Below are 16,507 nucleotides of genomic sequence, written 5' to 3' on the forward strand. Positions count from 1 at the left end.
GAGAAAGCAGCAAGAATTTGCAAGCCGCCACCGCAAGTAACCTGAGACAAGGGTCAGACATGCAAACCGCTGTTCGCGGATCAGCAGCTGCGAGACATTGCGCCATCCCACGAAGGCCCACGGTGCCCAAGGCGTGGTGGGCATCAGCCTTTCGAAGCTGAGCATCAGCAACTTCGTCGAGTCTTAGACCAGACGCTCTTCAGTGCCGAGGCTCGCACATCTGTGGAGCGCGGCTCACGCCCCGGAGACCAGGGCAGGAATGACCAAAGGCTCATCCGCCTCGTCAAGAATGGCGAAACTGTAACGGCCGTCTGTGTCAATATCGACGGAGTAGCTCAGGCGGTCGAGTATGTGGTTATCCTGGTCGAACGTGACGATGCGCGGCTTCAGCGAAGTGATATGCGCTTCGTCCAGGTAGATGGAGTTGCAGACGATAATCGGGTCGTCGGGCTGACAGGTGCGAGCCGCCGCTCCGTTGAGGATGCAGCACCGTGAGCCGCGCTCGCCGAGGATGACATAGGTCGAAATCCGCGCACCGGAATTCTTGTTCCATATCTCCACGAATTCCATCGGCAGGATCCCGGCTGCCTCGCAGTGGTCGGGGTCGAGCGTTATCGAACCATGGTAGTTGAGGTTCGCTTCTGTGACGTGGATGCCGTGCAGCTTGCCGGCGACTAGTTTTCGCATTGGTCGTTGTCCCTGTATTCATCGTTCAAGGTCAGTCTTGGCAGTTCGGTTCGCGCGGCTAAATTCCAACGACGAGCGCACCGCCGCTAAGACCCGCACCCGCGGCCGCCAGAAGAACCTTCTCCCCCGGCCGGAACGGCGCCGCCCGATGGGCGAGCGACAGCGAAAGCGGGATCGTCGCGGCGGAAGAGTTGCCATACTCGGCGATCGTCTTGACGATCGCTTCATCGGCGATGCCGAGGTTTCGCCCGACCGCATCGAAAATGCGGGCATTGGCCTGGTGCGGCACGAACCGATCGATGTCCTGCGGCTGCGTTCGGGTTGCGGCGAGCGCGTCCTTTGAACATGCAGTCATCATGTCCACGGCCCTGGCGAACACTTCGCGGCCGTCGATCATCGTCATTCGGGTTTGCCCGAGATCCAGGCCACTTTGGAACGGGACGTTGCTTCCGCCCGCCGGGATCTGGATCAGCCCGTAGCGCGAGCCGTCCGAATCCACCGAGGCGCCGAGGATGCCCCGGTCGGGATCCTCGCAGGGACCGATCACCACGGCGCCGGCGGCATCGGCAAACAGCACGGCACTGGCGCGCTCGGCCGGGTTGATGCGACGGCTGAGGATGTTGGCGGCAATCACAAGGGTCGCCTTGCCATGCAGGCGGGTGAAGCTGTCCGCGAACATCAGGGCATAGATGAAGCCGGCGCAGGCGCCGGTCAGATCGATCGCACCCGCGCGTGTCAGTCCCAGCCGATGGGCGACCAGGGGTGCGCTCGGCGGCAGAAGGTGATCAGGCGTCGAGGTGGCGAGCAACAGCAGGCCGATGTCGCTGCGGTCAATACCGGCGTTCGCCAGCGCCATCTCGCCAGCCTGCGTGGCAAGGCCGGACAGCGTGTCTCCGTCCGTTGCCCAGAAGCGCGAACGGATTCCGGTACGCCTTTCGATCCAGCCCGGCTCGAGGCCGAGATTGTTCTCGATCTCGGCATTCGCCACCTTGCGCCCAGGCGTATGATGACCGAACCCGAGAATGCGCGACGACTTGCTCATGGCCTAGACCCGAAGCGTTCGGCGGCCTCCTCGATCGCGTCGTAGAGTGCGTCCAACTCGCCGCCGGTGATGCAATAGGGCGGGAGAAGATAGAGGACATTGCCGAGCGGACGAACAAGCAGGCCGCGCTCGAGGAAGAACGCGCGCAGTTTCGGACCAATCTCGGCGAGATAGCCGGCTGAGCCGGTGCGCAGGTCGAGGGCAGCGATCGTGCCAGTGGCTCGGCAGTCGGTGAAATATGGGTTGTCCCGGAAGCGTTGCAGCCCGGCGGCCTGCTTCGCGCTCAAAGCCGCGACCCGCTCGGCCACCGGCTCGTCGCGCCAGATCTCGACATTGGCGAGTGCTGCCGCGCAGGCAATCGGATTGGCGGTGTATGAGCTCGAATGAAAGAAGGTTTTCTTACGGTCTTCGGAATAATGGGCCTGGAAGATGGCATCGGTGGCGAGCGTGGCCGCCAAAGGGATCGCGCCACCGGTCAAGCCCTTCGACGTGCATAGGATGTCCGGAGAAATGGACGCTTGCTCGCAGGCGAACATGGTTCCGGTCCGCCCCCAGCCGGTCATTACTTCATCGGCGATCAGCAACGTGCCGGAGGTTTCTGCGATCTTCTTCAATTCGGCCAGAACCCAGGCCGGATACATCAGCATGCCGCCGGCGCCTAGCACGAGCGGTTCGACGATCAGCGCGGCCGCGCGCCGGTCGCGGGCAACTGCCTCGAACCGATCCAGCGTCTCTTGTTCGCGTCCCGCGGCCGGGAAGGGGATGGTGTCGACCTCGAACAGCAAAGGTTCGTAGGCGGCGTTAAACGCGCCACGGGCACCGACGCTCATCGTCCCGATGGTGTCGCCATGATAGCTGTGCTCCATGACGACGAAGCGCGAGCGCGGCGCGTCGATGTTGCGGAAATAGCCGAGCGCCATCTTCAACGCGACTTCGACTGAGGTCGAGCCGCTGTCGGAATAGAACACCCAGTCGAGGCCGGAAGGAGCGAGACCGACAAGCGCCTTGGCCAGACGTTCGGCCGGCTCGTGCGTGAAGCCGGCGAAGATGATCTGGTCGAGGCTCGCCGCGGTCGTCTCGATGGCCTTGATGATGCGGGGATGGCGGTGGCCGTGGGTGACGACCCACCAGGAGGAAATGGCATCCAGGATGCGCGTGCCGTCGGCCTTGTGGAGGTAGGCGCCTTCCGTCCGGACGATTTCAGGGATGGCGAGCTCGAGCGCGTGCTGGGTGAAGGGATGCCAGACTTGAGACTGCGACATCATTCGCCTCCCGCGATTGCTGTGAGGTCGAAGCCGGCAATCATCGCTTCCCTCAGCGTCCCGCTCGTCAGCGGATCGATGTGCGGCAGCCTGCCAAGCTGGCGCACGCCGCTGAATTCCACGATTGTTCTCTGCGTATCGGCCACCTCGTCGCCGATGAAGGCAATGCCGATGAGCGGGATGGAACGGGCCCTGAGCGCCTCGATCGACAGCAGGGTGTGGTTGATCGTGCCGAGCTTGGTACGGGCGCACAGGATGACCGGCACCCGCCACTGCGCGAATATGTCGATGAACTTGGTGCGCCGATTGAGCGGCACCATCAGTCCCCCGGCACCTTCGATGACGAGCGGACCCGGCAAGTCCGGAAGCGAGAGCCTTGCCACGTCTATCGCGACGCCATCGAGTTCGGCCGAACGATGCGGCGACAGCGGCTCCTTCAGGCGATACACTTCCGGCAGCACGCGCCCCGGCGGAAGGCCGGCAAGCCGCGCAACAACCTCGCTGTCGGTCTCGCCGTCGAGGCCCGACTGCACCGGCTTCCAGTAGAAGCCGTTGAGGAAGCCGGCCAATCCCGCCGAAAACACCGTCTTGCCGATTCCGGTATCTGTTCCGGTGATGACGATGCGCTTGGTCATGTCGAGGCCAGCACCTCGACGAGCGCCTCGAGCATGGCCGAAATGTCGGCTTCGTCGACGTTGAGCGTCAGCGAAATGCGCAGTCGCGATGTGCCCTCGGGTACGGTCGGCGGACGAATGCCGCGTATGTCGAAGCCGCGCGTCTGCAGCGCCGCCGCCACCGCCATGGTGCGCCTGTTGTCGCCGATGACAAAGGACTGGATCTGCGAGCCGCTGGGCTTCACGCCGCAGCGCTCGGCCAATTGGCGGCCCGCGAAGGCTACGCGCTCCTGCAGCTGGACACGGCGTTGGGGCTCGTCGGACAGCATGGCCAGCGCTTCGCGCACTGCCACCGCCATCAGAGGCGACGGCGCGGTGGCGTAGATGAATGGCCGGCAGCGGTTGACGAGATAGTCGCATAGCGTTCCCGGCCCGGTGACCAGTGCGCCGGACGCGCCGAGCGCCTTGCCGCATGTGTGAAGTGCGACAGTGTTGTCGCGGCCCTCGAAAGCGGCGGCCAGCCCGCGGCCGTTCGGTCCCCAGATGCCGGTGGCATGCGCCTCGTCGACGACGAGGAATGCCTCGTGCCGATCGGCAAGCGCGATAAGGCGGGCCATCGGGGCGCGGTCGCCATCCATGCTGTAGAGGCTTTCGACCGCGATCCAGATGCGGCCCATGCCGCCTTCGGCGCGCCAGCGGGTGATCGCATCCTCGACAGCATCGATGTCGTTATGCGCGGCGAGCTTGAACTCGGCGCGGCCAGCGCGGGCCCCCTCATGCATACTGGCATGAGCAAGGTCGTCGAGGATCAAGAGGTCGCCCTTTTGCGGCAGCGTCGTCAGCAGAGCGAAGTTGGCGATATAGCCGCCGCTGAAGAACAGCGCGCGTTCGGCGCCGAAGAACGCGGCAGCGTCTGCCTCTAGTTGCTCATGTTCCGGCGCGTTGCCCCTTAACAACCGCGATCCGGTCGCGCCGACCGGCGTGCCCTGCGCGATCGCCGCGGCAACCGCGTCGCCTAGCCTCCTCGAAGCGGCAAGCCCGAGATAGTCGTTCGACGAGAAATCGAGTCCGGCGCGCGGCGACAGCGTCCGCAGCCGGTCCTTGCGCGCCAGTCCCTGCAGGGTGGCGTCATAGCGGGCAAGCGGTGCCCCGTTCATTGCGTGCCGATTTCCATCGGCTCGATGCCGAGACGCTGGAACAGCAGAGTATCCTTGTCTTCGCCGGGATTGTCCGCCGTCAGCAGTGTGTCGCCGACGAAGATCGAGTTGGCGCCGGCAAAAAAGCACAGCGCCTGCATTTCATCGGTCATGGCGGTGCGGCCGGCGGAAAGACGCACGTGCGACTTCGGCATCATGATGCGGGCCAGCGCGATCACGCGCACGAATTCGATCGGCTCGATGGGTTTGGCCTCGGCCAGCGGGGTGCCCTCGATCGGGATCAGCATGTTGATCGGAACGCTTTCGGGATGCTCCGGCAGGTTGGCCAGCGTCACCAGCATGTCGATCCGGTCCACCGGCTCTTCGCCCATGCCGACAATGCCGCCGCAACAGACCTTAATGCCGCTGTCGCGGACATTGGCGAGCGTATCCAGCCGGTCGGCAAACGTGCGGGTCGAGATGATCTCTGAGTAATAGCGCTCGGAGGTGTCGATGTTGTGGTTGTAGTAGTCGAGACCGGCCTGTTTCAGACGAGCGGCCTGCTCAAGATCGAGCATGCCGAGCGTCATGCAGGTCTCCATGCCGAGTGCCTTGACACCCTCGACCATCGCCACCACCGCGTCCATGTCGCGCGCCTTCGGGTTTCGCCAGGCCGCGCCCATGCAATAGCGGGTGGCGCCGGCATCGCGTGCCTTGGTCGCCTCGGCGATGACGCGCCGGACCTCCATCAGCTTTGACGCCTTCAACCCGCTTTCGTGATGTGCCGATTGGCTGCAATAGCCGCAATCCTCCGGGCATCCGCCGGTCTTGATGCAGAGAAGCCGGCTCAGCTGGACCTTGTTGGGATCGAAGTTCTGCCGGTGAACGGTCTGCGCCTGAAACAAAAGGTCGTTGAATGGCGCGTCGTGGAGCGCTTGGGCTTCCGCTCGCGTCCAAGGGGGAAGCGCCCAACCGATTGGATCCGAGGTCAGGTCTGGGCTGAGTTCGTTCATAAAATCTTGTTCTCCATAATCTTCCGTCCTTGACCTGGAACGTTGCAGTGGATGCTGAAGACCAGGCGCATGCCAGCGGGAAGTCTTCTATCGAAACGCGACTGGTGGCGCTCTTGAGCGGACTCTCCAACTGCTGCCCGCAGGCTCAACTCACGTCATCCGTGGGGATTACGGTTTCCGTTATATTACTCTGAGCACAGGAATGCTCCTTTCTGATCGCGTCGCAGGATTCGGTGAAGGCGACGTCCAGCAGATAACCCAGAAGTTCCAGCCCGTGAGAGGCCGCCAACTGGCGCATCTCGTCGAGTCGGCAGATGATGACGCCAAGGGCTGCGACGCGGCTTTCTGTGCCTTGCTGGTCCGTCCCTCCCGCCTCCGTTGTTGAAGCGTGTCGCCTGGCGCCGAGAAGGCTTGCGTCGGCTGTTGGTGGAACCTGGGACGTGCTGACGCAGGTTAGCCTGCGACCAAAGGAGTTCCTGCGATCCCGGTTCATGTCCTCTCCATCAGTTCAGATGCCTGTTGCAATTTCGGTCGGCCGGCATGTCGAGACCAATGTCGAGGATGGGCGCGCTGTGGGTAAGCCAGCCGACCGATATGAGGTCGACGCCTGTCGCCGCAATTGCCCCGGCGCTCGCCCGCGTCACCCGGCCCGAAGCCTCGGTGATCGCGCGGCCACCGACCATAGCCACAGCCTGCGTAAGGTCCTCGACCGACATGTTGTCGAGGAGCACGGCGTCGACACCCGCTGTAAGCGCGATCTCCAACTGGTCCAGCCTGTCGACCTCGACCTCGATCTTGACCATGTGACCGATGGCGCTGCGCGCCCGCTCGATTGCGGTGCGGATATCGCCGGCAATGGCGATGTGGTTGTCCTTGATCAGCACGGCGTCGTCGAGCGCGAAGCGGTGATTGGCACCGCCGCCCACTCGTACCGCATACTTTTCCAGGACACGCAGGCCGGGCGTCGTTTTGCGTGTGCACACGATTTTTGCGTTATTGCCCCTCACCGCGTTTACGAGCGTAGCCGTTGCCGTCGCGATGCCGCTGAGTTTGCATAAGAAATTGAGCGCCGTCCGCTCCGCCGTCAGCAGGCTGCGCGCCGGCCCGTTTACGATCGCGATGGTCTGGCCGGCCGAGACCTTGCCGCCCTCAGGACACCGCAGCTGGATGCTGATCCCGGGATCGACCAGCAGGAAGGCAAACATGACCAAGTCGAGCCCGGCAACAACGCCTGCCTGCCGGGCATTCAACGCCAGCGTCGCTTTGAAATCGGCGGGGATGATCGCATCGCTCGTGATGTCGCCGGCTCTGCCCAGGTCTTCAAGCAGGGCAGAACGCACGATGGGCTCCATGATGATCTGGGGAAGTGGTGCAAGTGAAGTCATGTCAACGGCTCCGTTCGGATGCTTGCCATCTGAGCGTGACGGCATTCTCAAAAGCTGTGCAGAGCGTCAATCGTGAGGGGAGGGCGGCGGGATCGCGCCCGGGGAAATCGGATCGAAAGTGGGAGCCGCGGCTCTCCTCGCGCCGAAGGGCGGCGATCGCCATCAACAATGCCACCAGGGCCGGATCGGCCGCGGCCGTCTCGCAAACAGAGATCGGCAGCAGTGTCGCGACCGTGTCGCACAATGATTTCCCATTCCGAACAATGCCAAGCGCATCGGACACAATTGGGCGAATAGGTGAAGGGTCGGGCCGGATGGGAACAGTTGCCGGAAGCCTAGGCCACTGCCCACCCGCAGAGGTAGCTGCGACGCTTTCAGCCACCCAGGCGGCGGTTGCAACCGCTTCGGTCAGCGAGTTGCTGGCAAGCCGGTTGGCGCCATGCAGTCCTGTGCATGCGACTTCGCCACAGGCCCACAGGCCGCTAACGGAAGTTCGCCCCTCGGCGTCAACGGCCACGCCGCCCATGTGATAGTGAGCAGCGGGCCGCACGGGAATGGGTTCCACCGCCGGATCGATGCCGGCATGCTTGCAAATAGCGTCGATTGCCGGAAAGCGTCTTGCGAATTTCTGCCCGAGACAATGTCGGGCATCGAGATAGACGCCATGCCCGGCGGCGAGCTGATCGGAGATCGCCCGCGCGACCACATCGCGCGATGCGAGTTCTGCCCCGGGCGTGTCTGCCAGGAAGCGATGGCCGTGCTCATCGATCAGCACCGCGCCTTCGCCACGCACTGCTTCGCTGACAAGCGGCATTGGCCGGCGCGCAATGTCGAGGGCCGTCGGGTGGAATTGCACGAATTCGAGATCGGCTAGTTCCGCTCCAGCACAGGCTGCCAGCGCCAGGCCGTGCCCGAATGAGGAGAGCGGATTGGTTGTATCGCAAAACAGGCCGCCTATCCCACCGGTCGCCAGCACCACGCGGCGTGTGGGCAATGCGAACACGGCGCCATGCAGGACAGTCAGCAAGCCAACAATGCTGCCCTCCGCGACAACCAAGCGAAGCGCTGTCATGCCTTCCATGATCGTGATCGAACGGGTTCGCCGCGCCACGCCGAGTAGCGCCCGAAACAACTCGCGGCCAGTTGCGTCGCCGGCGGCGTGCACGATGCGGCGACGCGAATGCGCCGCTTCCAGGCCCAGCCGTAGCCTCCCGTCTAGCGACCGGTCGAAAGGAGCACCAAGACGAATAAGGTTCTCGACGGCTTGAGGTACGGCCTCTACCACCCTCCTGGCCATTTGTTCGTCGCAAAGCCCATCGCCGGCAGCAAGCGTATCGGCGAGGTGCAAGTCGGGGCTGTCGTCCTCCCCCAGACTCGCTGCGAGCCCGCCCTGGGCTAGAATGCTCGAGGCTTCGGTTCCGAGCGAGGTCCTTGACAGAAGGACGACTGGTTGCGGCGCCAAGTGTAGCGCCGTCATGAGCCCGGCGATACCAGCGCCGATGATGACCGGCGCTCCGCCAATGTGATGGATGTCCGCCGTCATACAAAGAGCATGCGTTCCACAGCCCAGCGGGCCCGTTCAGCGACATGAGGATCGATCGTGACGACGTGGCGGTTCTCCTCGAGCGCGGTCCGGATGTTGGCGAGCGTGATGCGCTTCATATGCGGGCACAGATTGCATGGGCGCACGAAATCTACTTCCGGATGCTCGACCGCGACGTTGTCGCTCATGGAACATTCCGTCATCAGCACCACACGCGCCGGCCTATGCCGCGCGACATAGTCGGACATCGCCGCCGTCGAGCCGGCGAAGTCGGCTTCCGCGACCACTTCAGGCGGACATTCGGGATGGGCAAGTACACTGATGCCGGGATGGGCCTCACGCAGCTCGCGGATGTCGGCCGCGGTGAAGCGTTCGTGCACCTCGCAGCGCCCCTTCCAGGCAATGATCTCGACCTTGGTCTGCGCCGCGATGTTCTTCGCCAGATATTCATCGGGCAGCATGATCACACGCGGCGCGCCGAGCGATTTCACCACCGCGAGCGCATTGCCCGAGGTGCAGCAGATGTCGGACTCAGCCTTCACCGCGGCGGAGGTGTTGACGTAGGTTACCACTGGAACGCTCGGATAACGCTGCCGCATCAGGCGCACGTCTTCGGCGGTGATCGACTCGGCCAGCGAACAGCCGGCGCCGAGATCCGGGATGAGCACGGTCTTGTCCGGATTGAGGAGCTTGGCGGTCTCGGCCATAAAATGCACGCCCGCGAGCACGATGATTTCGGCATCGACCGTCATGGCCTTGCGGGCCAGCGCCAGGCTGTCCCCGACGATGTCAGCCACGCAGTGAAAAATCTCCGGCGTCTGGTAGTTATGCGCCAGGATGACTGCGTTGCGCTGTCGCTTCAGTTCCTGGATCGCGTCGATGTCCTCGACGAAGAGCGGCCACTCGATCGGTGGGATAACGCGCCGAACGCGGTCGTATAGTGAGGCGCTCGAAGGCAGGACGGCGCTCATCGAGCCTCCAGTTATAGTCAACGCGATTATAAAGCCTATATAATCGTTGTGACTATAAGTGGTGTCAAGCCCGTGCGAGCGGCAATTTTGTGCCGGCCACAGGCCTCTCGTCTAGAATGGCATGGTGGAAGCGGTAGAGCTGCGCCGGCCGGCCGCCGGTCTCGGCGGTCGTCGCGCCGGTCTTCTCAACCAGCTCCTGCTGCTCTATGAGCCGGCGAAAGTTCGGCTTGTTGATGAGCCTGCCGGAGAGCGCCTCCACGGTTCGTTGTAGCTGTAAAAGCGTGAAGAGCGGCGGCATCAGTTCGAACACAACAGGCCGGTATTTGATCTTGGAGCGCAGCCGCGCAATAGCCGTTGCCAGAATGCGGCGATGATCGGCGCTCATCGATCTGCCCGGCACCGGAGCGAGGATGGCCGAATCTCCGCCGCGTTTTGCTTCCTCCACCAGGGCGGCTTCATACAGCAGCTCGTAGCGCTGCAGTGTTAGCTCTTCGTTCCATGCCCGGTCGTCCAAGGCAAAGGCGACCGCCGCTCGCCGCCGGCGATCGAAGCGCGTCGCGCCGTCGTCCGCGCCGTCCGCCCATTCGATAAGGCGCGGCCACAATTCTTCCAGCATCGGGGGCCTGCCGGAGCGATGATCCTCCCAGGGGAAATAGTCGTACCAGCTGGCCCAGCTGCGCCTGCCCGAGGCGCCCGCATCTTCTTCGCGGGTGAGTGCGAGATAGCTGATCGAGATCACGCGCTCGTTGGCGCCGATCCGATCGCGATCGGCGAAGGTGTAGAGCTGCTCGATATAACCGAGAGGCTGACCGGTCTGCAGTTCCACCCATGCCCTGAGGCCCGACTGGAGCGAACGATGAGCGAGCTCAAACGGGCCCGAGGGAAGGGCGCCCCCCTGTTCGATGGTCAGAACACAAGGTCCAGCGTCGTTCACGGCAACGACGACTGCGATGAGGTCCGCATTGACGTCGTTGGTCTTGCCTGTGACTCTGCCTTTCCTTGGTCCCTTTGCCTGATCCATAGTTCCTGACCTACTTGGCAGAGCTCCGCCTGTCTAAACCGATTTAGTTCTGTTCTTTATCATTCCACCCGTCGCGTCAACACCACGCGCTCTGGCGATTTTACCTCTTCGCACCTCGACAAAAATATGCCAAACGCGACACTGGCCGTGGGTGACGCTGGGTGAGGAGAGACGTGGATTGAGCGCCGCTGGTGTCGTCAAGGCGATCACGCCGCCGAACATCCGTGCGCGAAAGGGCAGCACGCCGCTGGTCTGCCTGACGGCCTACACCACGCCGGTAAGGTTGGTTGACGGCGTACTGTTCTCCGTTTCAATGGCGAGACATCCGGCACGGGGCCGGCGGAGCGACACCATCGGACCGACCATGACGGCGCTGCGTTTGCGCCAACTTGACTGGGATACCAAGCGCCGTGCGGTCGAGCGGGCCGTGGATTGCGGCCGGCGCCAACAGGAGGGCTGCAACGCCTCACCGACGGAGGTCCGAGCCGTACCAATCAACGCTAATTTGTCCCAGCTATTCGCCTCGCGCGCTATCTCGTGGCCCCGCTTGAAATCCGACAGCAGGTTCAGAGATTCTTGATCTCGATACCGTATTTCCTCAGCGCGTAACCAATCTGGCGCGGCGTCAGTCCAAGCAGGCGCGCTGCCTTTGCCTGTACCCAGCCGGATCTTTCCATGGCCGCGATGAGACGCTCGCGATCGGTCATCTTCGCGTCGCTTACGAGGCCTAGCCGAACAGGCGCTGGCAGTGCCTGCTCGCTGTCGTCATGCGGGACCCCAATGGCGGCCGAAGCAAAAGCACCAGACGATTGCATGGCCGGGTTCAGTGGCAATGGTGCGATCGGCTCCGATTTCGGCGCAGTCTCCTTCGATGCGTGCTTCCATAGCATCGCGGAAAGGCATCGGCCATGGCAGCAGTCAAAGTCGTTTCTGCCGATTGACGCTCCCGCTGCCAGGGTCGCCGTCCGCTGCACGCAATTTTCAAGCTCGCGGACATTTCCGGGAAAAGCACAGTTCATCAGCACTTCAGTCGCACTCGCATCGAAGACCATCGTACGGCCGTTCTCGCTGTTGAAATTCTTGAGAAACTCAGCAGCAAGGAGCGGAATATCACCGCGCCTTTCGCGCAATGGCGGCACCAGCAAGGGAACAACGCTGATGCGATAATAAAGGTCGGCGCGAAACTCGTTCCTTGCAACCGCGTCTTCCAGGTTCCTGTTCGTGGCGGCAATCACGCGAACGTCGACCTTAATCGTCTGGTTGCTGCCGACGCGCTCGAACTCCTGCTCCTGCAGCACGCGCAGCAGCTTTGCCTGGAACGAGGCCGAAATCTCACCGATCTCGTCCAGAAACAACGTTCCCTTGTCGGCGAGCTCAAAGCGCCCCTTGCGCGAGTTGAATGCACTGGTAAAGGCACCCTTTTCGTGACCGAACAGTTCGGATTCCAGGACTGTCTCAGGGAGCGCTGCGCAATTGAGCTTGATGAACGGCCGCTTGGCGCGTCCCGACATCTCGTGAACGGCCTTGGCGACCAGCTCCTTGCCGGTCCCCGATTCCCCGCGCAGCAAAACGGTGCTGTTGGACCTGGCTACTAACGCGACCTTCTCAAGCAGCCCGCGCAGCGCCGGGCTGTCGCCAATGATCCCCTTGACATGAGCCCTTTTGCCCTCATGCCCAGGCTGCTTGAGTTCGCCGAATTGCTTTTGCATCCGGATTTTTTCGGCCATCAGTCGCTCGCGGTCGGACGCGAACAGGCGATGCAGCTTCACTGTCTGTCCAACCAGATTAGCGATTGTGGTAAGGAGGCGCAGGTCGTAATCGAGGAGGGAGCCTGATTTGTTGTCCAGGATGCGGTCGATGGTCAGCGTGCCCACGACGTTCGCATCGACGCGAATGGGTACGCCGATGAACGACACTTTCATGTTGTCGGACGCCCCGAGCACCTCCTTGTCGGCGGCGTTGAAAGCCGGATCCAACGCTATGTTCTCGGCGACGAGCGCCATGCCCGTCGTTATGATCTGGTCGATCGCCGCCCGTGGCAGATGCTTGCGGTAGCGCTCATCGCTGCCTTCGCTCCAGCCGGCGCCGACGGTCATGTCCGGTATGCCGGCACCGTCGCAGAGCGAGATGATGCCGTGCCGCACCTGCACCAACGATGGCAGGAGGTCGACGACGTTGGCCAACGTGGCTTCCAGCCCAGAGGGAGCGGTGAGCGCTGTCGACGTTTCAAAGATGTCCGGCGCCCTCTCGTGCAACGGCACAATAGGGACCACGTTATTCATCTCGGACTTTGAATTAGGGCTTTTCATTTTTGGAAGCGATATGCAGCGCGACGAGATCTGCCTGGCACTTTGCTCGCAGTTGCGAGTATCGTGCATGTGATCATCCATCTCGCGCCATGAAATCGACGCCCGAGGCAAGTGCGCCTATTGTCCAGCGCGTGGATGTCCTTGGCGAATCGCATTCGTCGGCGTCTTCGCTCCGCAGGCCGCTGCACAATCGACGAGTTTGCTCGCCTCGCCCTTGCACGCGGGGATTCATTGAAACACGAAAAGGCGTTGATGAAGATAGTCGTGACGATTGATCCGTCAGCAAGACGGACGTCTGCAGCCGGCTTTTCGCGCGCAATGAAATTGCCATCGAGATGATAGCTAATGTCGATGCCAGTCAGGCCCCGGCCGCGAGCAAGTGCGGCCCTGGCAAGATGGGGCGGCGTCATGCGGTCGATAGCAAAGCGGAGCGATGCTTGACGCATGGCTTTCCTCTCTCTTCATGAAGTGCGGGTCGTCGTTCTCGGCTGACTGGCTTCCGCCGCGCAGCAATCATTCGTTGTTAAACGAGACCGGAATGAGGCAGGTGAGTCAATCAAACTCCCGCTGCTTTTCTTTCATGAATGAAAGGAAATTAGGCTCTCATGATAGTATTTTATCAGTTTTTCAGATGTTTTCCGGCAGATAGATCTCAAACGGCAGAAAAGTCTGCCCGAGCGTCTCCGAAGTGCCGACCTTGATGGCCTGGGCCATCAGCGTCATCAGTTCCTGGCAAAGCAGGCGCTGGGGCGTGGCGACCGACATCGTGATCATGCCATCTGCGAGTGCAGCCCGTGACTCCGGCGTGATCTCGTTAACGATCGCGACGAGACCCCGGCTTTCGCCTTCTTCACGGAGCGCGGAGATCGCTCCCTCCATACCTCCGCCGGCCACATAGAAGCCGGTGAGTTCGGGTTCCCGTTGCATGAGATCCAGCGTGGCCTCGTAGGTGATCTGCCGTGCCTCAAGGTTCACGAGCGGATCGAGCAGCTCGAATGCCGGTGCATTCTCACGGAAATAGGAGCGAAAGCCGACCTCCCGCAGCTCCTGCCCCTGAAAACGGTGGCTGCCGACAAAAACCGCCACCTTGCCCGGCCGTCTTGCGACCTTTGAAAGCATCCACGCTGTCGTCCGCCCGACCTTGCGGTTGTCGAGGCCGATATAACCCTCACGAACACCTTCGGCGAAATCGGAAAGCAGCGAGAAAACGGGGATGCCTTTTGCCTTGAGTTCTTGGACGGCTGCCGTGATCGCCGGATGGTCCGGCGCCACCATGGCGATCGCGTGGCAGCGCGCTCCGAATTCCTTGAGCAATGGAACAAGGTCGCATGGCATGTGCGACGGCGCGAATTCGATGAGCGAAGTGCCATGGAAGCACTTCGCCGCGTTGACCGCCGCTTCGACCTCACGCGCGAAGCCCTGGTAGAAGTGGTGAGTCGGTTTTCTCAAGATGAAGCCAAGCCGATATTGCGGCAGGTCCGGCTGCAGGCGCTGCTTGATAAGACCTGCGGCGTGATATCCGATGGCCTGTGCCGCCGCTAAGACCCGCTGCGCAGTCTCCTTCCGCACCGGATGACGGGCATTCAGAACTCGGTCAACGGTGGCAACACTAACCCCGGCTTCCCGGGCGATATCAGCAATTATGGGTCGCTTCGCCATTGTTCGAGTCTGATTAAACGACATCAAGAAGAAATCCGGCAAAGGTCGATTCAGTAAAATCCGTCATTCCTGCATTGATCCTGTTCGCTACCGAATTCTGGTCGTGGCATGGTGCGAGGTAGAAGCCGAAATGTAGAGCCTGGGCGAATTGTTCAGCCGTGCCGACGGCTCCGACCCAGCTCCGCGCCCGGTTCGACGAACCGTCGCAAACTTCGGAGGCATTAAGCGCATCATCGAGGGCTTGTGTGTCGTGACCGGTGCAAGACCTTCGCAAGGCGCAGATGATTTTGCACCCACTGCATTTCGGGATTGTTGATTTCATCGGCCCGCGAGAGTTTGTTTGGAACCCGCGGCCCGATCGTCCGGCGTTTGGGACCAGCCAGGCGATTCAACCGGCAGCGATGCTGCCGAGTTGCTCGGCGCGGGCGTTATCAGTGGCTGGCCGGTTGATGTCTCGGCAGGCTGGTGGCCGCAGAATGCAGCTTTCAATTGCGCCTGATCCAGTTCGCCTTCCCAGCGGGCGACGACGAGCGATGCCACCGCGTTACCGACCAAATTCGTCAGTGCCCTGCATTCCGACATGAAGCGATCGACGCCAAGGATCAGCGCCATTCCAGCAACGGGAACTGCCGGCACTACGGAGAGCGTAGCGGCCAACGTGACGAAGCCGGCACCTGTGACACCTGCTGCACCCTTGGAGGAAAGCATCGCGACGAGCAGCAGCAGGACCTGATCGCCAACTGACAAATCCGTATTCGTCGCCTGCGCGATGAAAAGGGCCGCGAGGGTCATGTAGATATTGGTGCCATCCAGATTGAAGGAATATCCGGTCGGGATAACCAGGCCCACGACCGAGCGCTTGGCGCCGGCCTTTTCCATTTTCTCCATGAGAGAGGGCAGCGCAGCCTCGGAGGAGGACGTTCCGAGGACCAGCAGCAGCTCTTCCTTTATGTAGCGGATAAGAGAAAAGATCGAGAAGCCATTGTAGCGACAGACTGCACCGAGAACCCCGAATACGAAGAGGAAGGCCGTGAGATAGAAGGTCCCGACCAGCATCGCAAGGTTGGCTACCGAACCGATGCCATATTTGCCAATCGTGAAGGCCATTGCTCCGAAAGCACCGATCGGCGCGGCTTTCATCAGGATGCCGACCAATTTGAAAACGGGTGCAGTGAGGTCCTGAAGGAAGGAAAGAACCGATTTGCCCGATTCTCCGACCATCGCCAGCGCGATGCCGAAGAGGACGGAGAAGAACAACACCTGTAGAATGTCGCCTTCCACAAAGGCGCCGACAATCGTGGTCGGGATCATGTTCATGAGGAAGCCGGTCACGGACTGCTCATGGGCCTTTGAGGCATAGCCATTGACGGCTTGGACGTCGAGCGAGGTCAGATCGATGTTGAGGCCGGCGCCAGGCTGAATGACATTGCCGACGATGAGGCCGACGATAAGCGCGAGCGTCGAGAAGGTGAAGAAATAGACCATCGCCTTGCCGGCAACACGGCCGACCTTCTGAAGATCGCTCATGCCGGCAATTCCAGTCGACACGGTCAGAAAGATAACGGGCGCGATGATCATCTTGACGAGCTTGATGAAGGCATCGCCGAGCGGCTTCAGGTTTTCTCCGATTTGCGGATAAAAATGGCCAACCGCGACTCCGAGCAGGATTGCGACAAGCACCTGCACGTAAGGCTTGGCAAAAAGGGTCTTGCGGGGTGCGCGCTTTACGCTTGGAGCCAGTGGGGTCAACATGTAAGTTTTCTCTCCCTGACCGGTTTGGGGCGGGCTGTTCCTCCCCGCGGCTTCTCCCATCGCGGCGCCCCGGTCGAACGCTGCTGCGTTGTTGACCGCAATAGCCGTGCCAA

Annotated in this window: 13 protein-coding genes; all 13 read right to left on the reverse strand. The window is 61.9% G+C overall.

Annotated elements, in window-relative coordinates:
• Positions 1-234: 234 nt before the first annotated feature.
• Positions 235-687, reverse strand: a complete 453-nt coding sequence (gene panD, locus Amn_RS05195) for an aspartate 1-decarboxylase (protein WP_010913542.1) — start codon at positions 685-687, stop codon at positions 235-237.
• A gap of 58 nt (positions 688-745) precedes the next feature.
• Positions 746-1,729: a 3-oxopimeloyl-[acyl-carrier-protein] synthase BioZ gene (bioZ, locus tag Amn_RS05200; RefSeq protein ID WP_286295033.1), complete on the reverse strand. Its 984-nt coding sequence runs from the start codon at positions 1,727-1,729 to the stop codon at positions 746-748.
• Positions 1,726-2,991: an adenosylmethionine--8-amino-7-oxononanoate transaminase gene (locus Amn_RS05205; RefSeq protein WP_286295034.1), complete on the reverse strand. Its 1,266-nt coding sequence runs from the start codon at positions 2,989-2,991 to the stop codon at positions 1,726-1,728. The genes bioZ and Amn_RS05205 overlap by 4 nt, the downstream gene beginning before the upstream one ends.
• Positions 2,991-3,626: a dethiobiotin synthase gene (bioD, locus tag Amn_RS05210; protein WP_286295035.1), complete on the reverse strand. Its 636-nt coding sequence runs from the start codon at positions 3,624-3,626 to the stop codon at positions 2,991-2,993. Before bioD ends, Amn_RS05205 begins: the two co-directional genes overlap by 1 nt.
• The gene (locus tag Amn_RS05215) at positions 3,623-4,762 is read right to left on the reverse strand and encodes an 8-amino-7-oxononanoate synthase (protein ID WP_286295036.1); all 1,140 of its coding nucleotides are present in this window, start codon (positions 4,760-4,762) and stop codon (positions 3,623-3,625) included. The genes bioD and Amn_RS05215 overlap by 4 nt, the downstream gene beginning before the upstream one ends.
• The gene (bioB, locus tag Amn_RS05220; protein ID WP_286295037.1) at positions 4,759-5,754 is read right to left on the reverse strand and encodes a biotin synthase BioB; all 996 of its coding nucleotides are present in this window, start codon (positions 5,752-5,754) and stop codon (positions 4,759-4,761) included. The genes Amn_RS05215 and bioB overlap by 4 nt, the downstream gene beginning before the upstream one ends.
• A gap of 503 nt (positions 5,755-6,257) precedes the next feature.
• Complete coding sequence (gene nadC, locus Amn_RS05225; protein ID WP_202308799.1) at positions 6,258-7,139, reverse strand: carboxylating nicotinate-nucleotide diphosphorylase; 882 nt, start codon at positions 7,137-7,139, stop codon at positions 6,258-6,260.
• 1 nt (position 7,140) lies between these two features.
• Positions 7,141-8,682, reverse strand: coding sequence for an L-aspartate oxidase (locus tag Amn_RS05230; RefSeq protein ID WP_286295038.1), 1,542 nt, complete (start codon positions 8,680-8,682; stop codon positions 7,141-7,143).
• The gene (gene nadA, locus Amn_RS05235) at positions 8,679-9,653 is read right to left on the reverse strand and encodes a quinolinate synthase NadA (RefSeq protein WP_286295039.1); all 975 of its coding nucleotides are present in this window, start codon (positions 9,651-9,653) and stop codon (positions 8,679-8,681) included. Before nadA ends, Amn_RS05230 begins: the two co-directional genes overlap by 4 nt.
• Before the next feature lie 64 nt (positions 9,654-9,717).
• Positions 9,718-10,674, reverse strand: coding sequence for an NUDIX hydrolase (locus tag Amn_RS05240; RefSeq protein WP_172352497.1), 957 nt, complete (start codon positions 10,672-10,674; stop codon positions 9,718-9,720).
• Between the two features lie 566 nt (positions 10,675-11,240).
• Positions 11,241-12,956 (reverse strand): nif-specific transcriptional activator NifA, encoded by a 1,716-nt coding sequence (nifA, locus tag Amn_RS05250; RefSeq protein ID WP_202334545.1) that lies wholly within the window; start codon positions 12,954-12,956, stop codon positions 11,241-11,243.
• A gap of 654 nt (positions 12,957-13,610) precedes the next feature.
• Entirely contained in the window at positions 13,611-14,642 is a 1,032-nt protein-coding gene (locus Amn_RS05255; protein WP_069091033.1) for a LacI family DNA-binding transcriptional regulator, read from the reverse strand.
• A gap of 318 nt (positions 14,643-14,960) precedes the next feature.
• On the reverse strand, positions 14,961-16,394 hold the full coding sequence (locus Amn_RS05260) for a dicarboxylate/amino acid:cation symporter (RefSeq protein WP_096453579.1): 1,434 nt from the start codon (positions 16,392-16,394) through the stop codon (positions 14,961-14,963).
• Positions 16,395-16,507: the final 113 nt, after the last annotated feature.

The organism is Aminobacter sp. Y103A, from assembly GCF_030294925.1.
GTDB classification, from domain to species: Bacteria; Pseudomonadota; Alphaproteobacteria; order Rhizobiales; family Rhizobiaceae; genus Aminobacter; species Aminobacter ciceronei.